A 25,567-nucleotide genomic window follows, 5' to 3' on the forward strand; every position below is an offset into this window, starting at 1 on the left:
GGAGCAATGTCTGGCACTGCCCACAGTTATAAAAAAGAGACGGCAGCACCCTGTCTTTCCGACACGGTGCCGCCGCGTTGAATTCAATTATTATAGCTATTGTACTTCGCCCAGCTCAACGTAGAACATAAGCTCTGCTCCACCCGGAATCGCAGGGGGAGAACCTGCCTCACCGTAGCCCAGCTCTGCCGGGATGAAAAGCGTGGCCTTCGTTCCGCCTTTAAAAAGGGCAATACCTTCTTCCCAGCCCGGAATGACCCGGCCCTGACCAAGTGGCAAGTCCAGTGCCCGCCCGCGGCTGAAGGAATCATCAAATTTTTGTCCGTTTTCAACCAAGGCACCGTAGTAGTGAACCCCTACCATTTTTCCAGGGGCAGCCTGTGCGCCATCCCCCTCTTCGTGGATGACATACTTCAGCCCAGACCCTGTTTCCTGCAACTGATCACCCAAAGTGCCATTCTTATACCCATCAAGCGTGGATTGCACCAGTGCCTCTATCTCAGGAAGACGCTTCTGCATCTCTTCTGCCTTTTGGCGAGCTTCTTCCATCTTTGCATTCTGCTCAGCAGCATAATCCTCGGCGGACTTAATTTCTGCAATGACCAAATCGTAGTACATCACATCTGTATTCTCAAAGCCTTTGGGCTTCTGTGGCAAAGTATCCAGCGCAATAAGCACAGTAGCGCTGTCACCATCGCCCATCAACTGCAGCACTTCCTCAATAGGATTGGGTGGGCGGTTGGCCGGAGCCTCTTTAGGAATTTGAAGGAAGGGTGGCTTCGGTTGATCACGGCTGCTGTAGACAATGGAGTCGCCATTGCGCATGTAAGCGTGAAAAGTCACATAATCACCGGCAACCGGCTTTTCGCCACCATTATCGGTATGCAGCATGTATTCAAAGCCGCTCGGTGTGGTTTGCACCGTGGGTTCCTGCTGGCAGGATGCCACCGAAAGCCCAACGAGCAAAATAAAAAGCAATTGGATTCGCATAAAATCTTGGTCTGTTGATATAAATGAGTGAATTATTCTAAATAACAGCAGCTGCCAGCTTATCCTTGTACTGTGGCAGCACGCCTTTGAAACGCTTCAAAGTTGTTTCCAGTGGCTGAAAAGAAAACCCGCCGGAAGCGTTTTTGTGCCCGCCGCCCTTGAAATGTTTTTGGGCAATCTCCTGAACGGAAAAATCACCTTTAGACCGCAGGGAGATTTTGACAATCTTTGGCTGCTCCATAATGAAAGCCGCCATCTTCACATTTTTGATCTTGAGCAGGTAGTTCACGATCCCCTCTGTATCGCCTCTTTGAATATCAAAGTCTTCGTAGTCTTGTTTCGTGAGGTAAAAAATCCCGGTGTTGTATTCTGCCAGGATTTCCATCCGGTTGTTCAGGCAATGACCGAGTAGGCGCAAGTGCTTTTCCTTCATACTATTGTTGATAAGGTCCTGCAGCTTGTAATCGTCCACGCCCAGCTCCACCAGCTCCCCAACGATGCGGTAAAGCTTAGCCGATGTGCTGTAACGGAAAGAGCCCGTATCCGTAATAATGCCGGTAAAAAGACACTCCCCGATTTTTACATCCAGATCGGATTCCATCCCCAGAAGATGGATGAAGTCCACAATAAGTTCACAAGTAGAGCTTGCGGTAGTATCCGAAAGCAGGAAATCCGCAAACCCTTCCGGGTAAAGGTGATGGTCAATCATTACCTTGTGGCACTTGGTGGGCTCGATTAGATCGCCCAGCTTGTCAATACGGTCGAGCGCATTGAAGTCGAGGCAAAAAATAATATCCGCTTTCTCCACCAGCTCCTGGGAGTACTCCGGGTCAATATCATAAACCACCATCTTCTCCACTTCCGGCATCCAGGAAAAGTTTTCCGGATATTCAGAAGGCGTGATCATACGGACCGTATGCCCCCCTTTGTTGAGGAAGTGGTAAAGCCCAAGACTAGACCCTATGGCATCTCCGTCAGGATTGCGGTGGGTGGTGATGACTATATTTTTAGGCACATCGAGCAGTGCCTTTAATGCGTTGATGTTCTCCATTATCTTACAGCGTCAGACCGCGAAGTTGGGAAAATTAATGAATTTAACCAAGAATAAAGGAAGGCGGTTGTAAAAGGGGTTGAAAATGAAAGGATTAATCCTGCCAGGGCTCAAAAAATGTTCTGCCACTGCCGAAAAGGCGCGGTCTTGGACCAATGACCAGGCAATGGAGAAAGTTCTGCGCTTTATCCCCCTCAGACTACCCAGCTTTGGGGAGGTTTGCTTACTTTTGCAGCGAATTTCAAAACTGCAAAAAATCTAAACACAATATGGCTGGTAACAAGACCTTCACCATGATCAAGCCCGACGCCGTCAAAGACGGGCACATCGGCGCCATCCTCGCCAAAATCAACGAAGCAGGATTCCGCATTGTAGCAATGAAGCTGACCAAGCTTTCCACTGAGAAAGCCGGCGAATTTTACGAAGTACACAAGGAGCGCCCTTTCTACGGCGAGCTTGTTGAATTCATGTCTTCTGGCCCAATCGTGGCAGCGGTACTGGAAAAGGACAATGCCGTAGAAGACTTCCGCACGCTGATCGGCGCTACCAACCCGGCAGAAGCAGCACCCGGCACCATCCGTGCGCTGTTTGCCAAAAGCATTGGTGAAAACGCCGTACACGGTGCGGACTCCGATGAGAACGCAGCCCGGGAAGCCAGCTTCCACTTTGCGGCTACGGAGATGTTCTAAGGACCGTTTACCGCACATCCTGGCTTTTTGGCCAGACCGGAAAGCCCGCTTTTCTTTGAGAAAGGTGGGCTTTCTAAGATTTACTCTTTTCTTTCTCCAGGCTTTTCCCTACCCTGCGGGAAGAGCTAAGGACAATGCTTAATGCCGGATAAGCCTTCAGGAGCGCGCGAGAGTTGGCGGTACAGTACGGATTGAACCGGGCATAGCCGTCCCGGTCTTCCTCATCCGGCTTCCAGGCAGGGAAGGGATTGATGAGGACACCGTTCAAATCTAAAAATATCACCTTGTCCATCAGGCTTAAAATCAGTCGTTGGCGTCACCCTTTCCGCCCTGAATGTCATGAATGACTTCCTCTATGTTAATCTCAAGGCCGTCAATGATCTTAATGTTTTTAGACCAATCTACTAATGCCCACTCCTTCTTTTGAGTGGCAATGAGGGCCTTCTTTGAATCCGTAAAAATCCAAATGACCTTTTCTACTCCGAAATCCAGTAATTGCTCCGTTTTTTCGTTGTAGTAGGAAAAAGTATCGCTGATCTCAGCAACTTCAGCCTTGGTATCGATTTCAATCACCACCTTTGGAGAGACGCTAATGTATTTATTGCTGGCCTGTGAAACATCAATCTGACCAGGTTCAAACAGGGCAATATCTGCTGCTCTCCAGGTTCCCTTTGACAATTGAATCCCTACCTCATTAGTAAGCACAATATACCTGCCCCCAAGATGCTTATTTATAAACAGGACGAGGTTCGATATAATCAGTGATTGAAGGAAGCTACTACCCGTGGGCCCTGTTTTTTGACCCTTCGGATTTAGAAATTGTTTATACCCTTTATAGTAAATCGGTTGGTCTTCGACCATTTCATAAATCAATGAGGCTGGTATAGTTCCAACTGCTTCTTTCATATATTTCACTCGTTTACGGGATAGCCTTAAAAGCTAAGCTTTTAACAGCGCAGCCAAGGCACCCATTCAAACATAAGGAATTCTCCGGTTAAAGTCCAGCGCCCGTGTGCATAACCAGTTGCACTTTTTGAATAGCCCGGCAGCATTTGCGGTTTGCCTAGTGCCTCGCCCAAAAAGCCTGGATAAGCTGGAGCAGAGCGGGAAGCTCTACCCCAGCTGCTATAGCGCTTAAATGCAGAGGGTTGCTGCGGAAAAATAATGCCGGCAGTTCTGACTCTTTCCAAACTTCGCCCTGTACTTACCGTTCTATCTACAGACCCTTTTCAAGTACAAAAGCCTCCGTCTTTGAACACACCGTATCCGTTGCTCAAAAAACTGCTCAAATGGTTGGGCTATGCCTTGCTTGCCCTGCTGCTGCTTGTAGTCTTGCTATGGGCAGCCCTGCAGTTTCCTGCCGTACAGCAAAAGATAGCGGACAAGGCAACGGATTACCTGGAAGAGCGCATACAAACGCCCTTTGATATTGACAGGATTTACATTGATTTTTTCAATCAGTTGGTTTTGGAAGGGGTATATTTGGAAGACCAGCAGCAGGACACCTTATTATACGCCGGGCGGATTGATGCGCAGCTCAGCATTTTTGCCCCGTTCCAATCCGAAATACAGTTGAGCCAGTTTACGCTGCAGGACGCTGTTGCCCACCTGGAGCGTCGCCCAGACAGCACCTTTAACTTCACCTACCTGCTTGACGCCTTTGGGAGCACCACACCCGACACCACCACCTCCGAGCCTTCTGCCTGGACGTTCGACCTCAAAGCACTCGACCTGGAGAATGTCCGTTTTTCCTGGACCGACAGCCTGAGCCAAATGGCGGTTTACACCCGGATCGGCACACTGGAAAGCGCCCTCAGTCAGCTCGACCTCAACCAGCAGAAGGTTGGTATTGATCAATTCCAGCTGCAAAGCTCCTTCGCCTCAGTGGCTATGTGGGGGAGTCCGGGAGAAGCGGCACCTGATGCTCCCCGGGATACCGCTGATAACGCCATCGCCTTCCCCTTTCCTAGCTGGACAATTGATGTAAAAAAAATGGGACTTGACGCTGTGGATATCGCTTACGATGACTTCACGCAGCCTGCCGGGCCGGGCGGGCGCTTCGACCCTGCCCATCTGCACTTTCAAAACCTGGCGCTTGAGGCGACTGAGTTGCGCTGGGATAGCCTGGCGCTGTCCGGTCAAATGAAAAATCTTGCCTTTAAAGAGTGGAATGGGTTTGAATTGCAATCGCTCACTACCAGTTTATTGCTATCAGACAGCAGTGCCGCTCTGACTCAATTGTCTTTTCAGACCCCAAAGAGCGACCTTGCCCCTTCCACCCTGAAATTACAGTACGATCAATTTGGTGACCTTGCCAATTTCACGGAGTCCGTGCACCTGTCCGTCAACCTAGGTACCGGAAAAATAGACCAGGAAGACCTGTATTACTGGAGTGGCCCCCTACCCTTCCTTGCTCCGCGCCCATTGCCGCCCCTGGAACTATCCGGTCAGGTGGATGGCTATGTTTCTGACCTCCGGATCGGGCAGTTACGGCTGAAATGGGGACAGGCGCTGAATGCCCGGCTGAGCGGTGCCATTACTAATGCTACCCTGCCCGACGAATTGGCACTACAGGTTGTGCTACAGTCCATCAATCTTTCTCCTGCGCGGCTCAACCAATATTTGAAAGGGCAGCCCCTGCCAGCCGAAGGCCTTGCGCCACTCGGGCAGCTAAGGCTTACGGGTTTCATCAAAGGCAACACCCGCCAACTAAAGGTCAACCAGTTGGCATTGCGCAGCCAAAGCTTTACCGCAATGTTTGGCCAGCTACAGGCCCGTGAAGTCACCGCTCCGGAGAGTCTGCAATTTACCTTTACCATAGACTCCCTGCGTACCCAGCCCGCCGATTTGCGGGGTTTCCTGAATGACACCATACCCGATCCGCTTGAAGCATTTGGCCACAGCTACTATAACGGGATCATAGCCGGGACACTGACCGACTTTAAGCTGGATGGCACACTGAGGACTGAAGCCGGCACGGCCAACCACGATATCCAACTCCGGTTTACGGAAAACTATGCGAATGCCAGCTACAAGGGGCAACTAAAACTGGACACATTCACAATGGGAAAGATACTCGACAACCCTGAATTGGGCAACCTTTCCCTCGAACTGCGGGGGGAAGGCAGCGGGCTCTCTCCCGACAGCATCAACGCCAATCTTAATGGCAATATCACCCAGCTCGAAGCTTTCGGTTATGCCTACCAGGGGCTGAGCCTCGACGGCCGGATCAATGCCCGGGAATTTGAAGGGCGGCTGGATATCAATGATCCCAATTTAAAATTCCACTTTGAAGGACTCGCGAACCTGACCGACAGCCTGCCTACCTTCCGCTTCAATGCCAGCCTGGATACGCTTAATTTGAAAAAGCTCAACCTCTACCCTACCACACTGCGCATAACCGCCAGCATGAGCACCGAATTGACAGGGAGTCAACTGCATAATTTGGAAGGAACAGCCAGTATCAAAAATTTACGCCTGAGCGACGGGCAGCAGGCCTATACTGCCGAACAGCTTGAACTTACGGCTACGGGCACAGCACAGGAGCAAAGGGCGGTCCGCGTTCGCAGCCCCTTCCTCAATGCAGACATGGAGGGGGACTTCCGCTTATCGGCTCTGATGCCTGCCCTGGCTGAATTTACCGATGGCTACTTCCCGGTTAAAAAATGGGTCAGCCCGGCGGAGCCTTCCGACAGTACACAAGTCGCTCCCGAACTACCGAAGCAGGACTTTGTCTTCACCCTGGAGCTGGACAATCCTGTGCCTCTGACCCGTTTTTTTGTGCCCGACCTGGAACAGCTGGATACAGCCTGGATCCGGTTTGAATTCAGCACCCCGGAGAAGCGCCTTGACCTAAAAGGCGGTATACCTAGCCTGTCCTACGCCGGCATCATCATCGACAGCCTGGCACTGGATGGCCAATCTGCCGATGCGCTCTGGCAATCCCTAAGTATTCAGGCTGTCAGACAGGACACGCAGCTCCTTGTGGGGCGTACTCAACTAAGCACCCGGCTGTACCGCGACAGTATGGACCTCAACCTGCTCATCAAAGGCGGGGACCAGAAAACCCGCCTCCGCCTCAACGCCCTCCTGGAACCCGACTCCAACGCCTACCGTGTGCAAGTGTTGCCAGACTTTATGCTGAACAGCCGGCCCTGGGAGGTGTCTTCCGGCAACTCCGTCGTATTCTCTCCAGAGGCCTTGCAGTCTGCTGACCTCCGTATATCCCGCAATCAGCAAGGCATTGCATTGCAGACCCTTTCGCCGGAAGCTGACCGCGCCCTGCCTCCGCTTCAGGTACGCTTTGAGCAGTTCCGATTAAAGGAAATCAGCAAGTTGGTCGGGCAGGACACCACCCTGCTGAGCGGCCGGCTGAACGCGCAGGCAAAGCTACAGCCCCTGGACACCCTGTTGCAATATGTGGTGGACGCTCAGGTGAGCGACCTGCAACTGAATGGAGCTGCACTCGGACAGATGGAGCTAAGCCTTCAGCCTGATGCCGACCCCAAGCGCCTCAACCTCAGCCTTTTGCTAAAAGACCCCAAAGAACGTTTGAATCTGAAGGGAGCCTACGACCTTGAACAAGGTGCATTTCAGGCAGACCTTAGCGCCGATCAACTCCCCGTTGCGCCATTCGAGTTTTTCACACAGGGTGCCGTCAAAGAACTTCAGGGCGCCATCAGTGCCCGGTTAGAGCTCCGCGGCACCGCCGATGCCCCCCTTGGCACCGGCACGATTACTGCAGATAGCCTCTCCGCCTTTGTCAACTACCTTCAAACCCGGTTCACTGTGCCGAACCATCAGATTGAACTCACGGAGAATAGCATACAACTCGGCAACATGGCGCTTGTGGATGGCAACAATCAATCGGCGCGGCTCAGCGGAGTGATCCGGCATGAACATTTCGATAATATTGAAACGGATTTGAGATTCATCACCTCCCGGTTTCAGGTGCTAAATACCAATGCCGGAGACAATGACCTTTTCTACGGTAAGGTCTTTGTAAGCGCTGATGCGCAGGTCCGGGGCCCCATTGATGACCTCAATGTAGATGTGGAAACGACTACCCTGCCCGGTACAGCCCTCACCGCCCTGCCGCTGAGCGAAGAGAAAGCCATTGTCAGTGAAGACTACATTATTTTTCAGTCACCGGAAGCATTCGCAGCCGATACGGCGGCCCAGTCTGAAAAAGTCTATGAAACCGGCTCTTCCGGCTACAATCTCAATTTGCAGCTCAACCTGACCCCAGATGCCCAGATTACAGCCATCATTGACCCTTCTACCGGCGATCAGCTGCAAGCCCGCGGGCGCGCCAATCTTTTCGTGGAGCTCAATGCTAATGGGCAAATGTCCACCACTGGCAATATCGAAGTGACTTCCGGGAGCTACCAGATGAACTACGAAGGGTTGGTCAAACGCAACTTTTCAATTGTAGAGGGCAGCAGCATTTACCTGCCGGGCGACCCGCTGCAAGCCCGCTTCGAAATTCGTGCGGCCTATCAAACAGAGACGCCGGTCCTTGGCCTTATACAACAGGAAACGGAGCTTACGCCTGAACAGGAACGCGCCGCCCGCCGCCGACAGCAAGTTAAAGTGCTGCTGGACCTGGAAGGCGATTTGCAACAGCCCGAATTGCTGTTTGACATCCAGCTCGGCGAACAGGTTTCTGCCAATCTGGAATCCATACTCAGTCAGAAAATGGCGCAGCTTCGTGGGAATCAGTCTGAGCTGAATAAGCAGGTCTTTGGCCTGTTGCTCTTTAATGCCTTCCTGGGCTCAGGGGGCAGTAACCTGGCGACTACAGGTGAGAATATTGCCCTGTCCAGCGTCAGTACCTTGCTCACCAATCAGCTTAACCGGCTGGCAGAGAACTACGTGGAAGGCGTGGATCTCAGTATTGGTGTGGACTCCTACACGACCGATGCCGCTGCCGCATCTGGGGAGACCGTCACGGAAGTCAACCTTGGCTTGTCCAAACAGCTCTTCAATGACCGGCTTTCGGTCCAAGTGGGCGGTAATCTGGGCATGAGCGACAGTGAAGCTGCCGGACAGAACACCGTCCTTGCCGGAGACTTCCGCCTGGAGTATCAGCTCACTGAAGACGGCCGCTACAAAGTGCGGGTATTCCGGCGCCCGGACTACGACATTTTCTCCAACGGTATACGCACCGGTGCCAGCCTCATCTATCAGCGCTCCTTCGGAGACCTGCGCCGGGACACGACCCAAAAGAATAATACCAATGACTAAAATACTGCTGCACATCTCTGGCTTGTCCGTTTTACTGCTCCTGGCCAGCAGTTGCCAGCCTACCCGAACGTTGCAGGAAGGGCAGTACCTTTACACCGGAGCTGAACTGGAATACACCGGCTCCAAACCCGAAATAAGCGCTACTGCACTGGAAAGCGCTATTGGCCAGCAGCCCAATCAGTCCTTTCTGGGCATGCCTATCCGGCTGGGCATCTACAACGCCACGAGTGGGAAAGACAGCAAATTCAACCGATGGGTCCAACGCAAACTCGGAGAACCACCGGCTGTTTTTGATTTTCAGGAAGCGGAAACCAGCCAGCTGCGGCTCGAAAAACAATTGCTGGACCAGGGATACCTGCAGGCACAGGTCCAAATGGATACCATCCGGAAAAAGCAAACGGTCTCCGCACTCTATCGGTTATCACCGGGTACCCGCTATGAGCTGACGGGTATGGACTGGCCTGCAGACACCAATGACATCGGCCGCTTTATTCAGAAAGCCCATTCGGACTCCTCTGCCTGGCAAAATCAGCCTTATCAGACGCAGCGTCTGTCTGAGGAGCGGTCAAGGTTGGCTAATTCCGGCAATGAGAATGGATTCTACGGACTGAGCCCCCGGCATTTTTACTACTTCCTGGACACTACAGCTCAGGAGCATCAGGTGAAAGCTTTTTTGCGCCTTGCCGAATCGCCCAATGGCAACCCCTATCAGCGGCACTACATTGGTCAAACAAAGGTCTATCCCGTTTACTACCTGGAAGAGCCCGAATGGAATTATAAGGATACCGTGCAGGAAGAAGGCATTTTGTACCTCCAAAACCGGGACTTTGTCAAGCCACAGGTCCTCAGCCGCACCATTCTTCAGGACAAGGGCGACCTGTTCGTGCAGTCCCTGCAACAAAAGTCTACCAACCGGCTGATGGGGCTGGGTGCCTACAAATTTGTCAACCTAAAGGTGGAGGTCCGCGAAGAGGGCGACAGCTTATTTTTGGACCGTGCCTTTTACCTGACACCCAACCTGACGCAGAACTTCTCTACCGAGCTGGAAGTCAGCTCTCTAAGCACAGCAAGCAGTTCCCTGAACGGCGGTGTGAACCTCAACTACGCCCACCGCAATTTGTTTGGAGGTGCCGAACGGCTCAACCTTGAACTTTCCACGAATATTGCCACGCAGATCGGCGGAGAGGTTGACTTTATCAACAGTTACAATATCGGGCTGGAGGCCAGCCTTCGGCTACCGGGGATGGTTGCGCCATATAACTGGCTGAAAGGAGAGCAGGCCTGGCAATCCAGTACCACGGCACAGCTTCGGGGTGATTTTCAGCGGCGGAACAACAATTTTTCGCTGTTTTCCCTGTCTGGTTCTTACGGCTTTGACTGGCAGCCTGGCCGGTTGCACCGCTACACCTGGAAGCCGGTACAGCTGACCCGCACCCAACTGCTGAGCAGCACCGATCAGTTTGAAGACCGGCTCGCCGGAAATCCCAGGCTTAGGGCCTCTTTCGATGACAACCTCATACTGAGTACCATCTTTGAATACAACTACAGTGAAAGGCGCCCCGGCAAGCGGGAGGACTATCTGACGATGTTTGCCTCTGTTGAGCCTGCGGGCAATATCAGTTACGGCATAGCAAACCTCATTGACCCAGACCATACAGACGCTTATCAGCTTTTGGGCCTGCCCTTTGCGCAATTCATCCGGGTAGATGCAGGTATTCAATACCACTGGTACCAAAGACAAACCGACTGGCTGGCCCGGTTAAATATTGGAGTGGCTCAACCCTATGGCAATGCACGTTCCATTCCGTACATCCGGCAGTTTTTCGTGGGCGGCAGCAACAGCATACGCGCCTGGCAGATCCGGACCCTGGGCCCGGGTGCCACACCGGTGGAAGCACTGGATGCCGAAACCTTTCAGGATCAGACGGGCGACCTAAAACTGGAAGCTAATGTAGAATACCGGTTTCCCATCATTAGCTACCTCAAGGGCGCCGCGTTTGTAGACGCCGGCAATATCTGGCTGGTAAAGCAAGGCCCGGCAGATAGCGGTACCGAATCCGGTGTTTTCCATTGGGATGAGTTCTATCGTCAGATAGCCATTGGTGGCGGGCTGGGGCTTCGATTGGACATTTCCTACTTTGTGCTCCGCCTGGATGTAGCCTTCCCCTTCCGAAAGCCCTATAACGACCCTGGTAACCGCTGGGTTTTTGACGAGGTTGCACTTGGGTCTCCGAACTGGCGGGCAGAAAATATTGTTTACAACCTTGCGATTGGATATCCGTTTTGATTTAAAGGATTCTAAACATATCCATCCGCTATACTCAGGCAAAATCACCATTTTTTAGTATCATTGCCGGAATTTATCTTGGAGCAGCCCTGCTGTTTTCAAAAACAGGGAAGAAAAGCCCGTTGATTCCGTTTTACCCGAAAAAGCATAAGATAATATGAGGACCAAGCTGTCTCAATTTGATTTTACACTACCACCCGAACTTATCGCCAAATACCCAGCGGACAATCGCCACGATTCCAGATTGATGGTCATTCACCGGGAGTCAGGTAAAATCGAACACCGGACGTTCAAAGATATCCTCGAGTACTTCGACGAGGGCGATGCCATGATTTTTAACAATACCAAGGTATTCCCCGCCCGTTTGTACGGCAAGAAGGAAAAAACCGGCGCCGACATTGAGGTTTTCCTCCTGCGTGAGCTCAACAGCGAATCCCGCCTCTGGGATGTTCTGGTGGACCCTGCCCGTAAAATCCGGGTTGGTAACAAGCTCTACTTCAGTGACGAGCATGACAACGATGTACTGGTAGCTGAGGTGGTTGACAATACGACTTCTCGCGGCCGGACCATCCGGTTCATTTATGACGATAGTGATGAGAATTTTCAAAAAGACCTGCACCGGCTTGGCACTACGCCCCTGCCTAAGGAAATAGGCCGTAAAGCTGAAGCCTTGGACCGGGACCGCTATCAGACGCTTTTTGCGAAGGAGATGGGTGCCGTTGCAGCGCCTACGGCAGGATTGCACTATAGCGACGAGCTGCTTAAGCGGCTGGAAATCAAGGGCGTGGAATTTGCAGAGCTCACGCTTCACATCGGTCTGGGCACCTTCCGAAGTATAGACGTGGAAGACCTGTCGAAGCACAAAATGGATGCAGAGTACTTCAAAATCAGCGACGATGCTGTGGAGACGGTCAACAAGGCCAAAGCCGAAGAACACCGGGTGTGCGCGGTAGGCACCACAAGCATGAGGGCAATAGAATCGGCTGTTTCTGCTGAGAACATGCTCAAGGAAGCCGAGGGTTGGACGAACCTGTTTATTTATCCGCCATATGAGTTTAGCATTCCGGATGCGATGGTCACCAACTTTCACCTGCCAAAATCCAGCCTGATGATTATGGTATGTGCCTTTGGCGGCTACGATCTGATTATGGAAGCTTACAAGCAAGCCATCAAGGAAAAGTACCGTTTCTTTGCCTACGGTGACGCTATGCTCATTATCTAGCACAATCATCAGAAATATTGTGTACATTACTCACATAACAAAGCGTATCTGAAGGCCATTTAGATACGCTTTTTACTTTTTATTCCGTACTTTTTGCGGGAAGTAGGGTTCTTAAGGCTCCTACTCCTGGTTTAAACAGCTAAAACGCGGCCTTTTCAATGATTGCTGCGGTAACAGATCATATATACACCATGCCCCGGATTTTACTCCTTTCATTGTTATTGACTCTGGGAAATGCTTTACCGGCTTCCAACTGCGAGGAGATCACCATTCCCTTTTTTACGGAGCAGGTACCCATACAGTATCAAACAGATTTGCTGCAGATTCCACGCCCGGAAATGACAGAGTTGGGCTTAAGGGCTTACTTCCGTCAAATGAGCATGACGGAATACGATGTGCTGATCAGAAGCCTGCAGCAGGCCCGGCGTGCTTTCCGGCTCAATGACTGGCTGTATTACAAACTCGTCAGGCAGGTACTGATGCAAATATACGGGCAACATGAACCTGTAGACCGTACGCTAAGTGCCTGGTTCATCCTATCTCAAAGTGGGTATGACACCCGGCTGACTTACTTTGAAGACGAGGCTTACTTGTATGTTTTCACTATGGACGAAGTGTTCGAAGCCCCGATCATTCAGGACCGGGGCCGGTCCTTTATCAACCTCACCGAGGTACGGGCGGGCAGCGCTCAACAGCGGGCTCTCTATATGCTCGGTTTCGTCCCTAATCCGGACGGCCATGCCTTTACCTTTACCTTTAAGGATTTGCCCCGGCTGCGCCCCATGCTCAAGCGGCAGAAGGTTAGCTTTTTCTATCATAATGAGTGGCATGCACTGGAGGTCGAAGTGGACGAAAATATCGCCGCGTATATGGAAGACTACCCCATAGTAGCAGAAACACAATACCTGGAGGTGCCTTTGTCGCCTCAGCTATTTCAAAGCCTCATCCCTCCACTGCGTGATATGCTCAAAGGAAAAAATGAGTGGCAGACAGCGGAGCTCCTGGCGGCGTTCACCCGTTCTGCATTTGAATACCGGGAAGACAAAGCCTACTTTGGCTACAGCAAGCCTATGGTAGCTGAAGAGGTTTTCATTCACCCTTTTTCGGATTGCGAAGACCGGACCGCGCTGTTTTTCCAACTGGCAAAAACCTTACTCCCACTCCCCACCCTGGTCGTTGCCTACCCTGACCACCTTACCCTTGCTATGGCGTTGCCCCCGGCCCCCGGCAGCACCATACCTTACGAGGGGCACAATTACTACTTCACAGACCCTACTGGCCCGGTTCGGGATCACAAGGTAGGGCAGGTCCCCAAAGGATATGAGCAAAAACCATTTACTGTCCTTAAACACTATCCCATGTCCGGCGTTAAGCAAAAGAAATAAGGACTTTTCCTGCCGCATTTAAAAAGCGTAATAAATATTTGGATAATACGTTAGGTTTTTTACTTTTGCCGAAAGTAGGCGGGTAAACGGAAGACAGTGACTGCGTAAGAAAAAACTGCCCGTTGAACCTAAATTTTTCGCTTACAATTTGCTTAGTTGCGGCTTTTTACCTTTTATAAAATTCCTATCGGTTTGTTTTTTTGATTTTTACTGGCCCCAAGGTTAATCAGGAGCCTAAAAAAACAGCCGGCTAACAACAAACTTTGCCAACCTATGTATTGGACACTTGAACTTGCTCACCATCTGGAAGACGCACCATGGCCAGCTACTCGCGATGAGCTGATCGACTACGCGATTCGCTCCGGAGCGCCTTTGGAAGTGATCGAAAACCTTCAGCAAATGGAGGACGAAGGTGAAGTGTACGAAGGAATGGAAGAAATCTGGCCGGACTATCCCCGTAAGGATGACTTTCTCTTCAATGAAGACGAATATTAAGCTGAATGCTTTGCTTTTCTGAGCACTCATTGCTCAAAAAAGTTAGTCACGATTTTAATAAAAGGTTTTGAGTAGCTTGCCAATACTCAAAACCTTTTTTATTTTAGTCCCCCAACGCGTAGCAGACCTGTTTACCCCCTCCCGAATAGTGCAATTTGAACCTGTAATAATTGGCATTCGTCAAAAAAATGCCCTATTTTGAATGTCACAAATTATGCACACTGGCCTCACCACTAATGGCCTTAACCAATCTAGTAGATGAAAAACTTACTCGAAATAGCTCGTGTCGTTACGAAGCGAAAAGTACGAAAGATCGAGATTTTTGATGACCATTCCCTGCGCAACAACAAGAGCAAGTTCAACCAATTCTATGAAGCGTTGCGCGACAATAAGTTCAAAAACGACCGGGAAGCCGCCAGCAACCTCTATAAATGCAGCCCCACCGACCCGAAGTACCGGCAGCTTAAGTCCCGCTTCAGAAAGCGCCTGCTCAATACGTTGTTCTTCCTGGACATCAATATGCCTAAGGCGGCCAACTATGACCGGGCCTACTACTCCTGCCATAAGGATTGGACCCTTGTCAAAACGCTGATTTGGTACAATGCTCCTAACTCAGCAGCACAGCTCGCCCGGCAAATCCTGACCACTTCCCTGAAATTCAAATTTGCCGACCTCATTATTAACAGTTCCCGCATTTTGAGGGACTATGCAGCTCAGAACGGCAATGAGCGGGAATATGAGGAATACGACAACTACATCAAGGAGTATAATGATATCCTGAGTGCCGAAATCCGCTCCGAAGAACTCCTGCAGCGAGTCGTCATGAACTACTACAAGCCCTTGTCAAAAACTCAGGAGCTTACCGAAAACATTGAGGATTATTGCGAAGCCCTCGTGAGCTTATCCGAGCAGTACGACTCGCCCGTCATCTTCTACAATATGTACCTGGTTTGGATCTTTGCCTACGAGATGCAACAGGATTTTGAGTCCATGCTTGAGGTCTGTGAGCAGGGAGAGCAGTTTGTCCAGAAAAATGCGGTCTATAAACAGCATAAAAAAACCGTAACCTTTCAGACAAAGAAGATGTCGGCTTACCTCCACCTACGCAACTATCGGGATGGACGGGCAACTGCCGAACAATGCCTAAAGGAGCTCAAAGCCGGAAGTGAAGACTGGTTCAACTTCATGGACTACTACTTTCTATTGACCATGCATGTCAATAACTCCCTACAGAGCGTAGCTATTTTCAAATTGGTGTACAACAACTCCAAGCTCCGCAAACAGGACAACGAGACGGTTGAAAAATGGGACATATACGAAGGTTATATTGAATACCTGATTCTGGTGGAGGGGAAAGAGAACCCGGTTCTCCAAAAACAGCAAAACAAACAATTTCGCCCCTCTAAATTTATCGGAAAATCCGCGCTTTACAACAAGGAGCAGCGGATCTTTACGGTCCACGTGCTCATTCTCCAGATACTTTTCCTCTTAGAGGAACGCAAATTCAATGAAGTAATGGAGCGGATCGACCGGCTGAAAAAGTATGCCAACCGGCAACTGCGGCGGGAAGAGTACCACCGGCCGGTACAGTTCATCCGGCTGCTGCAGCAATACGCCAAATCTGACTTCCAACCAAGTGAGACCACCGGGACGGAACGGTACCTGAACCAGCTGAAAAGTGTCCCCTTTTTCTACAGAGGGGTCAATGCGGAGTTGGAAATTATACCCTACGAAATGCTTTGGGAGCGCATTCAGCAGTATGTCCGGTAGCAGCGTAGCTTTAGACAAATGATTCTACTCAGGAAGCCTCACCAATTTCAATCCAGTTATCTACAGGGTTTTCAGGGGCAATGCCGTTTCTAAAATCAGCGGCAGGAAGTCCGTACCAGAGGTGGTTTTGAAAAAGTCGGCAGCAGTTCGTTATCTTTACCGTCCGGAAAAACCAAGCCTACGTGAAAAAAATCATTATAGCCATTGATGGCTACTCTTCCTGCGGAAAAAGCACACTTGCCAAATCCCTCGCCAGCCACCTCGGCTATACCTATATCGACTCAGGGGCGATGTACCGGGCTGTCACTCTGTTTTTACTGGAGCACGGCATCAAAGTAGAAGATCACGATCGGGTGCAGGCAGCCTTGCAGGACATCAATATCCGCTTTGCAGAAAACAACCATACCCTGCTCAATGGCAGGGATGTAGAAAGGGAAATCCGGCAGATGTCCGTTTCCAATTACGTTAGCGAGGTGGCAGCTGTTCCGGAAGTTCGCCGGGCTATGGTCAGTCAGCAGCAGCAAATGGGAGAAGAACGGGGCATCGTTATGGACGGTAGGGATATCGGAACAGTGGTCTTCCCAAAGGCGGAGCTTAAAATTTTTCTCACCGCAGACCCGGAAATCAGGGCGCGCAGAAGGTACGATGAACTTGCTCAAAAGGGGCAGGAAGCTACCCTAGAAGCCGTCAAGGCAAACCTGACGCACCGAGATCATATTGATTCCACCCGTGAAGACAGCCCGTTGCGGCAGGCAGCAGATGCTGTGATTATTGACAATACTTTGCTGAACCGGGAGGAGCAACTGGAGCGGGCAATTTTTCTGGCCCGTCAGGCCGGTGCCTAAAACAGAAAAGCGTGGGCTGCCCCAAAGGGGCGGACCCACGCTTTTTTCTGGTAGGGACTTTTTTTAGAGGTCCTTCACAGAGTTACGGTCTACCAGAATATCTTTTAGTTCTTTCAGAAATTCATATTGATGAGGCATTACTTTTTTCACAGCCTCTTTAAGGGCAAAGTAAGTGCCTTTTTCCATGCTCTTTATCTTATCCTTGAGGTACTGCGCATCCTCTGAGAGCATCGACTTCAGGGATGGAATTTCATGCCAATCGCCCTCTACCGCTACGGCATTTTCCAAATCACCACTGTCCTGCGCCACCGGGTCTAGCTCGATGAGCCGGTCCTCTTCGATGAAAGTGCGGGACTTATCGTCGTCCATTGCACCCTGTGGGAGATCCCATTTGGTGCCTTTTTCATCCGCATTGACCAAAAAAATCTCGAGCCCCTGCTCCCGGAACCGGTATATGATAAGGTTAGCTTTCTTCCGTAACTTCATAGTACATTAAGTTGACCTGTAGGATTCAGTTCCCAAACAGGTGTGCATATAAATGGTTCATCAAAGCTAGACGAATGGATGGGAAACCAGAAATGATTTTCCGGTTTTTTTACGATTTCAACGTACGATGCACCAATTCCAAGGTAGCCAAAGCGAGAAATACATCTTTTTCTTCTTCGCCCAGATCATTCGGCACAAATTGGAAGGCGCGTTGCCCAAGGGCATCATCTGTTGCCTCCGGAGGGTCTACCAGGCTGCCCAACTCCCGGTCAGCGGTACGCACAGGCAACAGGCGGTTCGCAGGCTGCCCAAGCTTGGCTACCGGCTTACTGCCTTTAGGGCTGTAGAGGGTACCGTCTTCTTTCAGTGTCCCGAGCTGTCGCTGCCCGGCAGCAATGCGCACCCCTTTTTTGTCTTTGATGTAAGAATAGGATTTTTCGCCAGTTTCTGCATAAAGAATCGCCTTCTGCCCCGGCCCGGAGTACTCCTTGTAAGTATAAGCCAATACCGGCTCATGGTAAATGGTCGTGAACACGCCTTTTGCCGTTTTCCCAAATCGCTTACGTACAGAACGTTGCACCTGATTAAAGGAAAACGCATCGAGTTCCTCAGAAGAAACCGGGACCAGCTCGGGCTTCCACCCCTGCATGTCTTCTTTTAATTGTTGCATGTCCTGAAACAAACGTTTGTCGCCCGGCATGAAGTTTTTGAGCCCCCGCGCCAGCAGGACCGCTCCGGTCAATGCAACCAATAGTGTGATTAATGCAAATAAACCCATTTGATTGTGGTTGGTAAGCGTCTAAATTAATGCCCTGCCCTGAAATTGAAACGGCGTTCTTGTACAGCCGCAGTATCACGCAGCGCTTGCAGGCTTTGATGCAAAGCTAAGGTATCTGCAGGCGTTAACACAGTAAATGTAGTATCAAGTATGGATTTCAACTCCTGCTGCACTTTTTCCTTTGCCTCCCAGTATAGAACAGTTGGCCCGGTCATATCGTTGATAATGAGTGCTTTGAGTTGGTCGATTTCCGGCCCAGCTAAGTCCCGGTGCTGTTGGGTTTGGTCTAATCGGCTCAAAAAAGAAGTGTGCACGCCTTTGCCAAGCAGGCTGAATACGCTTCTGTTGTCTACTTCCAACTTCCAGGCCGGGTACAAATAGCCGATGCTGTCTACCGGGAATGCGGCGTAGTAAAGCTCCAGCAGCGCATCATCAGCAGGGTTTTCAGAATGGTGAGCCGCAGCCTCAAAGGCTTTGTAATCGACATAAAACTGCCAGCTACCGGCTGATGCAACCCAGGATACCGAAAGTGCAGGGAGGAGACGGGCAACTTCCGATGCCATTCCGGGCGGCTGCAGCTGCATCATTAAGGTGAGTTGCTCACACAATTGATGCGCCTGCCGTATGGTTTGCACCACTGAAGCCCCCCCTTCCATCTCATGGAATGCCTCAGCATACCTTACGGCTTCCTGAGCAAGCTCCTTTCCGAGCAACGCTTTCAGCCGTAGCCCTTCCGGAACCTCTCCGGTGACAACAGCTGCATGTACCCACCCTTCGGTTCCTGCTTCCGTACGCACCAAAAGCCAGGGCTGATAAAAAGTCTTTTCTCCAATTGTAAGCCGGGTGGTCTGTTCGCTAACCGGCCCCAGCAATTCAAGCAGCTCACCTTTTTGAATATCGCTCAGCCCCCGGCTCCCGACATCCGGAGCTTCGCGGACTTGAAAAAGCGGCACCCCCAATTCAACAACCGGATACGCAGGGCCACTTTTCCGGGAATTTTCGACAGCTGCGGCTCCGTCTTCTTCGTCAGGTGCTTCCGAAACCGTAGCTTCACCACAACTCAGGATCAGCAGACTGCAAAGAGCAGCTAATAAAAAAAGCCCATTTTTCATAAATCCCAATTGAAAAAACGCCCACTCCAGACTCTTGCCTGAAATGGGCGCTAACTTTTTATATCACGCAAATGCACTACCCCAGATAAGACTTCAGCGCATTTCGGTTATAAGATTTACGCAGGCGGCGGATGGCCCGCTCCTTGATTTGCCGCACCCGCTCCCGGGTCAGGCCATAAAGGTCACCGATTTCCTCCAGGGTCAGCGACTTTTGGCCGTTGAGCCCATAGTAAGAGGACAGCACCTCCACCTCGCGGGGCGAAAGTATAGACAAGCCCTGCTGCACTTCGTCTTTAAGCGACTGATCCATTAAAGAGCCATCGGGGCTTGCACCTTCTTCGTCAATAGAAATAACATCCAGCATAGTGCTGTCGCCATCTTCTCCACTCATTGGGGCATCTACGGAAACATGCCGGCCGTTGCCTTTCAGCATATTGGAAATTTCCTTAGGTGTCATGCCCAGCAAATCAGCCAGTTCTTCATGCGTAGGCTCTCGTTCGAACTCCTGCACAAAAGCCAGGAATGCCTCGTTGACTTTATTATAGGAGCCGACCTTATTGAGCGGCAGCCTAACAATCCGTGAGTACTCCACGATGGCTTGCAGGATAGACTGCCGAATCCACCAGACCGCATAAGAGATGAACTTAAAGCCTTTAGTTTCATCAAAACGGCGGGCCGCTTTCATTAGGCCGACATTCCCTTCATTGATCAAATCACTAAGGGACAGCCCCTGATTCTGATACTGTTTGGCTACGGATACGACAAAACGGAGATTGGAGCGGGTTAGCTTATCGAGTGCTTCCTGATCGCCCTGTCGGATGCGCCGGGCTAGTTCGGCTTCTTCCTCCGGAGCAAGCATTGGAATTTTACCAATGTCATTCAAATACTTGTCGAGGGCAAGGCTCTCCCTGGCCGTGATTTTATTTGTAATTTTCAACTGACGCATAAGCAAGGTAATTTTAGGGTTAGCTATTCCACACTGTAAATTTACGCTAAACAGGCAGAAAAGTTGCCCCTTTTATGGAAACTTGACTTTTTAGAAAAAAGGCATTAAATGCACCTTTTCCATTTAAAATACAACTATTATTTCAAAATAGTTCCGTAGTTGAGGTTCGTTGCCGCACACTATATGGTAGTTTTCTCAGATTTTCTCAGCTTTTGAAGCCGTTGAGCCCCTGTTTTAAGGTCTTTTTCTCTTTTCCATTTTGTCACTGCCCCAACAAAAAAGCCGGGCTCCACAATATTGCAGAAGCCCGGCTAATCTGTTAATTCACTAATATCGTATTAGTCGCGGTTGCGGCGGTTGCCACCTCCACGGTTATCGTCGCGTCCGTTATCACGGTCTCCGCCACCTTCCGGCCTTGGCAGGAGTGCTTTGCGGGATAAACGCAGCTTACCGGTCTTTTTATCTACGCCAATAAGCTTCACCCGTACCTCATCACCTTCCTGGAAGAAGTCCTCCACACGCTCAACGCGGGCGTGGTCAATCTCCGAAACGTGCAGCAGACCGCTCTTGCCCATAAAGTCTACAAAGACCCCGTAAGGCATAACGGTTTTCACAACAGCATCGTAGGTGTCGCCCACAGATGGCGTGAACGTGATGCGGCGGATGCGCGCCAGGGCAGCGTCAATTGACTCTTTGTTTTCACTGGCAATGCTGACCACACCTTCATCCCCAACCTCTTCAATGTTGATGTTGGTGCCGGTCTCTGCCTGAATCTCCTGTATCACTTTACCACCCGGGCCAATTACGGCGCCAATAAAGCTCTTATCAATAATGATCTCAACGATGCGTGGTGCATGCGGCTTGAGGTCTTCGCGTGGTGCTTCGAGGGCTTTTTTCATCTCATTGAGGATGTGAAGCCGTCCTTCACGCGCCTGATTCAGTGCTTTCTCCAGCTCTTCGTATGGCAAGCCGTCAATTTTAATGTCCATCTGGCAAGCCGTGATACCATTTTCGGTACCCGTCACTTTGAAGTCCATATCGCCCAGTGCATCCTCGTCGCCCAGGATGTCAGACAAGATAGCCGTTCTTTTGCCATCAGAAATCATACCCATTGCGATACCGGAAACCGGTGCCTTGATTTGGATACCGCCGTCCATCAGGGCCAGCGCGCCTGCACAAACCGTTGCCATGGAAGAGGAGCCATTGGACTCCAGGATATCGGAAACAATACGGATGGTATAGGGCATTTCTTCCGGCATCACTTTTTTCAGGGAGCGGGCGGCCAGGTTGGCGTGCCCCACCTCACGGCGGCCAGGGCCACGCATTGGCTTGATTTCCCCTACGGAAAATGCCGGGAAGTTGTAGTGGAGGATGAAATTGGAAAAGCTGTGGTCCATTGCAGTATCCACCATCAGCTCGTCCTGCTTGGTACCCAGGGTCAGGGAGGTCAGGGACTGGGTTTCGCCGCGGGTGAATACAGCTGAACCATGAGCGGAAGGCAGGTAGTCTACCTCGCACCAAATGTCACGGATTTCATCAAACTTACGGCCATCGAGGCGACGGCTGTCTGTCAGCACCATCTCGCGGATGACTTCTTTCTTGAATTTGTCGTAGTAGCCCTTTATCTCATCGCCGTACTCCTCCATGAACTCCTCGCTCTTCTCTTCCTTCAGCTTTTCCATCAGCTCCTCGATGATGGCTTTGAAGCCCTCCTTACGCGCCACTTTATCCAGCGCGCCGGCAGCTACTTCATGAATTTTATCACGAGTGTTGCTTTCCACAATCTCTTTAACCTCGTCCTCCACTACCGGTGGAACAAATTCGCGCTTCACTGTTGCTTTTTCGCCGACCTTCTCCGCCAGGTCCAACTGCGCCTGACACTGCACCTTAATCGCTTCATGCCCAATCTTAATAGCTTCGATCAGGGCGCTTTCAGGCACCTCATTGGCTTCACCTTCCACCATCATTACATTGTCCATTGTAGCGGCAACGATGATATCCAGGTCTGCATTTTCAAGATCAGAGCGGAAAGGGTTAACAATATAACGGCCGTTGATACGCGCCACACGCACCTCAGAGATCGGACCCGCGAAAGGGATATCGGATACCGCCAGGGCTGAAGAAGCAGCCAGGGCCGCAAATGCATCAGGCAGCACTTCCTGTTCACCGGAAATGAGATTGATAATGACCTGTGTATCGTTCATATAGCCATCCGGGAAGAGCGGGCGGATTGCCCGGTCTACCAAGCGCGAAATCAGTACTTCGTAATCAGATAACTTAGCTTCCCGGCGGAAGAAGTTGCCGGGGATACGGCCTGCTGAGGCGTACTTTTCCTGATAATCGACGGAGAGGGGGAAGAAAGGCTGTCCTTCCCGGGCTTCTTTGGCAGAAACCACGGAACAAAAGAGCATCGTGTCTCCGACACGGATCACAACCGAACCATCAGCCTGAGTCGCCAACTTACCGGTTTCAATAGTTACGGTCCGTCCATCAGGTAGGTCAAAGGACGTGGTAATAGGAGTTTGTAATCCCATCTTTAATTTGATTGGTTTAACTTCTAATAATCATTTTGCGTAAGCATCACAACGAAATGCAAGGGGACCGGTCTGAGGTAAAAACACCCCGTGAGAAACCGTCTTCAGCAATTGAGGGAGGAATAAGGGTTGTGAGATGGTATCGTGACCTTCATTTTCCTTCGTTAGCCGGGTTTTTTGCTAGTGGATTGATTCAAAAGTGCTTGAATGCTCCCGGACAGGTAACTTTCTTACCCTTGGATTCCGGAACAGTCACCGGTTAAACCGGACTCGTCGCACTAGTGGTCTTGCTCCCGTTAGTTTGTCTTAGCTTCTTTTATCGGAGGCGAATATACGTAATTTTGTTACGATTTTCTGCGCAGTCATACAAATTATTGGACAGAAAGATGCAGAACTAAGACAGGGGCGCCCCTTTGTAAGGAACGCCCCTGCCATATACACCGACTAAAAGCCGGATTATTTACGGATATTCAGCTTCTCGATGAGTGCCCGGTATCCATCCAGGTTTTTCTTCGCCAGATAGCCCAGCAGACGCTTACGCTTACCTACCAGCGTCAGTAGCGCACGGCGGGAAGAGTGGTCTTTTGGGTTGTCATTCAGGTGCTTGGAAAGCTCCTTGATCCGGTAAGTGAACAATGCCACCTGTGCTTCTGTGGAGCCGGTGTTTTTCTCAGAACCGCCGAATTCATTGAAGATTTCGGCTTTCTTTTCTTTCGTTAAGTATTCTGCCATGATAATTTTTTAACCGTTAGTGATTGTATAAATCAGTTACAGCGGCGCAAAGATACGCGAATTGCCGGAATTTGCAAGGCAATGACTTAATTCTCTGCTTTGAACTTCTTCATGGCTTCGTTTAGCCGGGGCACCACGTCGAACAGATCCCCGACCACTCCGTAGTCGGCAGCCTTAAAAAATGGCGCTTCCGGGTCTTTGTTGATCACTACAATGGTCTTGGAGCTGTTTACCCCTGCCAGGTGCTGAATCGCGCCGGAAATGCCGATAGCGAAGTAGAGATTAGGCCGGATCGCAACGCCAGTTTGCCCCACATGCTCGTGGTGAGGGCGCCAGTCTGCATCCGCTACCGGACGGGAACAAGCCGTTGTTGCGCCCATCGTTTCTGCCAGTTCTTCAATAATCCCCCAGTTTTCCGGCCCCTTCATACCGCGGCCGGCAGATACCACCAACTCTGCCTCGGGCAGTGGCGTACGGCCTTCCATACGCTTTACTTCCTTCACCGTGACCTGAGCAGCCGGCACTTCAACGTCCAGAGCTTCCACACTCGCCGTTTCCCCTACTTCCTGAGGCTGTAGGGAGTTGCCCATGAGGGAAAGGACTTTGTTCTCTGACTTCACTTCGTAATCCGCAAAAGCCTTGCCAGAGAATACCGGTTTGCGTACCTTGAAGGTGCCGCCTTCTACAGTGGGGACCGCATTGACTGCGGGCACAGAACCGGCGTCCATACGCACAGCCAGGCGCCCGAGCAACGACTTACCGGTAGAAGTATGCCCCACGATGACCACATTCGCACCTGCCTTTTCCGCAGCGGCAGCGATTACTTTGGTGTAAACCTGACTGTCAAAGGTATCCAGAGCGGTATCACCCACATGATATACTTTTGAGGCTCCGTACTTACCTAACTCTTCTGCACCTTCCGCTGTGCCCAGCACCAGGGCTGCACATTCCGTGCCTAGTGCCTGAGCCGTTTGGTAGCCATAGTAGGTCAGCTCGTAAGCGGCTTTTTTGAATTTTCCTTTTTGGGTTTCTGCTAATACTAAAACCATAATATATATTGACTTTGAGAGGGTTCTGAAATGGAGCGTTTAAATCGCTTTGGCTTCTTCGTGCAGGAGGCGGACCAGTTCGTCCATGTTCTCCGGGTCGACCAGCTTGACGTCGCCTTTTTCCGGTGGCAGCTCGTAGTGCACGGCTACGGAAAGGTCTTCGGCATCTACCGCCGGTTCGACTTTCAGAGGCTTGCGCTTTGCCATCATAATACCCCGCATATTAGGGATGCGCTGCTCAGCCAAACCTTTTGCTGCGGAAACGACGAAGGGCGCTTTGACCTCTACGACTTCGTTGCCGCCCTCAATATCACGTGTGACCGTTGCCGTATCACCGTCCATCTCCATATGAGAAGCATAGGAAATGAAAGGCACATCGAGCAATTCTGCCACCATTGCACCAACTTCAGAACCATTATAGTCAATTGTCTCCTTGCCCAGGAAGACCACATCGAAGGCTTCCTTTTTAGCGTAAGCCGCGATCTGTTTGGCCACGAAAAGCGCACTGGACGGCTCTGCATCCACCCGTACCGCCTCGTCAGCCCCAATTGCCAGGCCTTTACGGATTACCGTATCGTTCGCAGCCGGGCCAACATTAATGAGCGTAACGCTACCGCCGTTGGCTTCCTTCAGTTCGAGTGCACGAACCAACGCATACCACTCATCATAGGGGTTCATGATGAACTGTACGCCAGAAGTATCAAATTGAGTGTTGCCCTCCGTAAAAGCAATCTTGGCTGTGGTTTCCGGAGTCTTACTGACACAAACCAATAATTTCATGAATGGGTATTTTTGTGGTTTCTTTGGCTAGGGTTAGGCTTTTTAGCCTAAAAGCCGCTTGATTCGCTAAAATTTCTGATTCACGCAAATATACTTACTTTTATCAACTCCCGAAAGCAACTTAGCGAATTTTCGCTAGGGTTTGACATTTCGCTGAAACAAGGTTATAA

General features: G+C 50.8%; 20 protein-coding genes. 8 read left to right on the forward strand and 12 right to left on the reverse strand.

The window, feature by feature from the left end; translation table 11 throughout:
* Positions 1–96 precede the first annotated feature (96 nt).
* Together MRY86_RS01055 and MRY86_RS01060 are read right to left on the reverse strand one after the other, a co-directional pair.
* Positions 97–990: an FKBP-type peptidyl-prolyl cis-trans isomerase gene (locus tag MRY86_RS01055; RefSeq protein WP_293565757.1), complete on the reverse strand. Its 894-nt coding sequence runs from the start codon at positions 988–990 to the stop codon at positions 97–99.
* 37 nt (positions 991–1,027) lie between these two features.
* The gene (locus tag MRY86_RS01060; protein WP_293565759.1) at positions 1,028–2,041 is read right to left on the reverse strand and encodes a bifunctional oligoribonuclease/PAP phosphatase NrnA; all 1,014 of its coding nucleotides are present in this window, start codon (positions 2,039–2,041) and stop codon (positions 1,028–1,030) included.
* 269 nt (positions 2,042–2,310) lie between these two features.
* Here MRY86_RS01060 and MRY86_RS01065 point away from each other — a divergent pair, with 269 nt between their 5' ends.
* Positions 2,311–2,730: a nucleoside-diphosphate kinase gene (locus tag MRY86_RS01065; protein WP_293565761.1), complete on the forward strand. Its 420-nt coding sequence runs from the start codon at positions 2,311–2,313 to the stop codon at positions 2,728–2,730.
* A gap of 73 nt (positions 2,731–2,803) precedes the next feature.
* On the opposite strand, the gene MRY86_RS01070 is transcribed toward MRY86_RS01065, so the two are convergent.
* Positions 2,804–3,022, reverse strand: coding sequence for an HAD domain-containing protein (locus MRY86_RS01070; RefSeq protein WP_293565763.1), 219 nt, complete (start codon positions 3,020–3,022; stop codon positions 2,804–2,806).
* An 11-nt stretch (positions 3,023–3,033) separates the two neighbouring features.
* Positions 3,034–3,636 carry a hypothetical protein gene (locus MRY86_RS01075; protein ID WP_293565765.1) on the reverse strand — a complete coding sequence of 201 codons (603 nt, stop codon included), beginning with the start codon at positions 3,634–3,636 and terminating at the stop codon, positions 3,034–3,036.
* Positions 3,637–3,981: 345 nt separating this feature from the next.
* Here MRY86_RS01075 and MRY86_RS01080 point away from each other — a divergent pair, with 345 nt between their 5' ends.
* The 7 genes from MRY86_RS01080 to cmk all read left to right on the forward strand — a co-directional run bounded on the left by MRY86_RS01080 (position 3,982) and on the right by cmk (position 16,980).
* Positions 3,982–8,976: a translocation/assembly module TamB domain-containing protein gene (locus MRY86_RS01080; RefSeq protein WP_293570948.1), complete on the forward strand. Its 4,995-nt coding sequence runs from the start codon at positions 3,982–3,984 to the stop codon at positions 8,974–8,976.
* Positions 8,969–11,263 carry a BamA/TamA family outer membrane protein gene (locus MRY86_RS01085; protein WP_293563488.1) on the forward strand — a complete coding sequence of 765 codons (2,295 nt, stop codon included), beginning with the start codon at positions 8,969–8,971 and terminating at the stop codon, positions 11,261–11,263. The genes MRY86_RS01080 and MRY86_RS01085 overlap by 8 nt, the downstream gene beginning before the upstream one ends.
* Positions 11,264–11,420: 157 nt before the next feature.
* Positions 11,421–12,485, forward strand: coding sequence for a tRNA preQ1(34) S-adenosylmethionine ribosyltransferase-isomerase QueA (queA, locus tag MRY86_RS01090; RefSeq protein ID WP_293570950.1), 1,065 nt, complete (start codon positions 11,421–11,423; stop codon positions 12,483–12,485).
* Positions 12,486–12,676: 191 nt separating this feature from the next.
* Entirely contained in the window at positions 12,677–13,870 is a 1,194-nt protein-coding gene (locus MRY86_RS01095) for a hypothetical protein (RefSeq protein ID WP_293564098.1), read from the forward strand.
* Between the two features lie 273 nt (positions 13,871–14,143).
* A complete protein-coding gene (locus MRY86_RS01100) occupies positions 14,144–14,365 on the forward strand; it encodes a DUF2795 domain-containing protein (RefSeq protein ID WP_044146732.1) in 222 nt (73 codons plus the stop codon).
* 258 nt (positions 14,366–14,623) lie between these two features.
* A complete protein-coding gene (locus tag MRY86_RS01105) occupies positions 14,624–16,135 on the forward strand; it encodes a hypothetical protein (RefSeq protein ID WP_293564099.1) in 1,512 nt (503 codons plus the stop codon).
* Positions 16,136–16,317: 182 nt separating this feature from the next.
* On the forward strand, positions 16,318–16,980 hold the full coding sequence (gene cmk / locus MRY86_RS01110) for a (d)CMP kinase (protein WP_293569575.1): 663 nt from the start codon (positions 16,318–16,320) through the stop codon (positions 16,978–16,980).
* A gap of 63 nt (positions 16,981–17,043) precedes the next feature.
* Here the strand turns inward: cmk and MRY86_RS01115 are convergent, their stop codons facing one another.
* The 8 genes from MRY86_RS01115 to MRY86_RS01150 form a co-directional block, all read right to left on the reverse strand.
* Complete coding sequence (locus MRY86_RS01115) at positions 17,044–17,466, reverse strand: hypothetical protein (RefSeq protein ID WP_293569568.1); 423 nt, start codon at positions 17,464–17,466, stop codon at positions 17,044–17,046.
* Positions 17,467–17,575: 109 nt separating this feature from the next.
* On the reverse strand, positions 17,576–18,244 hold the full coding sequence (locus MRY86_RS01120; RefSeq protein ID WP_293569569.1) for a hypothetical protein: 669 nt from the start codon (positions 18,242–18,244) through the stop codon (positions 17,576–17,578).
* 26 nt (positions 18,245–18,270) lie between these two features.
* On the reverse strand, positions 18,271–19,356 hold the full coding sequence (locus tag MRY86_RS01125) for an SH3 domain-containing protein (protein ID WP_293569570.1): 1,086 nt from the start codon (positions 19,354–19,356) through the stop codon (positions 18,271–18,273).
* Between the two features lie 76 nt (positions 19,357–19,432).
* On the reverse strand, positions 19,433–20,302 hold the full coding sequence (locus tag MRY86_RS01130) for an RNA polymerase sigma factor RpoD/SigA (protein ID WP_293569571.1): 870 nt from the start codon (positions 20,300–20,302) through the stop codon (positions 19,433–19,435).
* A 338-nt stretch (positions 20,303–20,640) separates the two neighbouring features.
* Positions 20,641–22,836, reverse strand: a complete 2,196-nt coding sequence (gene pnp, locus MRY86_RS01135) for a polyribonucleotide nucleotidyltransferase (protein WP_293569572.1) — start codon at positions 22,834–22,836, stop codon at positions 20,641–20,643.
* Between the two features lie 456 nt (positions 22,837–23,292).
* The gene (gene rpsO, locus MRY86_RS01140) at positions 23,293–23,568 is read right to left on the reverse strand and encodes a 30S ribosomal protein S15 (RefSeq protein WP_044229196.1); all 276 of its coding nucleotides are present in this window, start codon (positions 23,566–23,568) and stop codon (positions 23,293–23,295) included.
* An 86-nt stretch (positions 23,569–23,654) separates the two neighbouring features.
* Positions 23,655–24,617, reverse strand: coding sequence for an electron transfer flavoprotein subunit alpha/FixB family protein (locus MRY86_RS01145; protein ID WP_293569573.1), 963 nt, complete (start codon positions 24,615–24,617; stop codon positions 23,655–23,657).
* A gap of 39 nt (positions 24,618–24,656) precedes the next feature.
* Positions 24,657–25,397, reverse strand: coding sequence for an electron transfer flavoprotein subunit beta/FixA family protein (locus MRY86_RS01150; RefSeq protein WP_293570952.1), 741 nt, complete (start codon positions 25,395–25,397; stop codon positions 24,657–24,659).
* Positions 25,398–25,567: the final 170 nt, after the last annotated feature.

The organism is Phaeodactylibacter sp. (assembly GCF_022763345.1).
Lineage (GTDB): Bacteria > Bacteroidota > Bacteroidia > Chitinophagales > Saprospiraceae > Phaeodactylibacter.

Excerpts from the sequence above, each read along its gene's own strand:
- MRY86_RS01055 (WP_293565757.1), bottom strand. The coding sequence starts at position 990 with ATGCGAATCCAATTGCTTTTTATTTTGCTCGTTGGGCTTTCGGTGGCA.
- MRY86_RS01060 (WP_293565759.1), bottom strand. The coding sequence starts at position 2,041 with ATGGAGAACATCAACGCATTAAAGGCACTGCTCGATGTGCCTAAAAAT.
- MRY86_RS01065 (WP_293565761.1), top strand. The coding sequence starts at position 2,311 with ATGGCTGGTAACAAGACCTTCACCATGATCAAGCCCGACGCCGTCAAA.
- MRY86_RS01070 (WP_293565763.1), bottom strand. The coding sequence starts at position 3,022 with ATGGACAAGGTGATATTTTTAGATTTGAACGGTGTCCTCATCAATCCC.
- MRY86_RS01075 (WP_293565765.1), bottom strand. The coding sequence starts at position 3,636 with ATGAAAGAAGCAGTTGGAACTATACCAGCCTCATTGATTTATGAAATG.
- MRY86_RS01085 (WP_293563488.1), top strand. The coding sequence starts at position 8,969 with ATGACTAAAATACTGCTGCACATCTCTGGCTTGTCCGTTTTACTGCTC.
- queA (WP_293570950.1), top strand. The coding sequence starts at position 11,421 with ATGAGGACCAAGCTGTCTCAATTTGATTTTACACTACCACCCGAACTT.
- MRY86_RS01095 (WP_293564098.1), top strand. The coding sequence starts at position 12,677 with ATGCCCCGGATTTTACTCCTTTCATTGTTATTGACTCTGGGAAATGCT.
- MRY86_RS01100 (WP_044146732.1), top strand. The coding sequence starts at position 14,144 with ATGTATTGGACACTTGAACTTGCTCACCATCTGGAAGACGCACCATGG.
- MRY86_RS01105 (WP_293564099.1), top strand. The coding sequence starts at position 14,624 with ATGAAAAACTTACTCGAAATAGCTCGTGTCGTTACGAAGCGAAAAGTA.
- MRY86_RS01115 (WP_293569568.1), bottom strand. The coding sequence starts at position 17,466 with ATGAAGTTACGGAAGAAAGCTAACCTTATCATATACCGGTTCCGGGAG.
- MRY86_RS01120 (WP_293569569.1), bottom strand. The coding sequence starts at position 18,244 with ATGGGTTTATTTGCATTAATCACACTATTGGTTGCATTGACCGGAGCG.
- MRY86_RS01125 (WP_293569570.1), bottom strand. The coding sequence starts at position 19,356 with ATGAAAAATGGGCTTTTTTTATTAGCTGCTCTTTGCAGTCTGCTGATC.
- MRY86_RS01130 (WP_293569571.1), bottom strand. The coding sequence starts at position 20,302 with ATGCGTCAGTTGAAAATTACAAATAAAATCACGGCCAGGGAGAGCCTT.
- pnp (WP_293569572.1), bottom strand. The coding sequence starts at position 22,836 with ATGGGATTACAAACTCCTATTACCACGTCCTTTGACCTACCTGATGGA.
- rpsO (WP_044229196.1), bottom strand. The coding sequence starts at position 23,568 with ATGGCAGAATACTTAACGAAAGAAAAGAAAGCCGAAATCTTCAATGAA.
- MRY86_RS01145 (WP_293569573.1), bottom strand. The coding sequence starts at position 24,617 with ATGGTTTTAGTATTAGCAGAAACCCAAAAAGGAAAATTCAAAAAAGCC.
- MRY86_RS01150 (WP_293570952.1), bottom strand. The coding sequence starts at position 25,397 with ATGAAATTATTGGTTTGTGTCAGTAAGACTCCGGAAACCACAGCCAAG.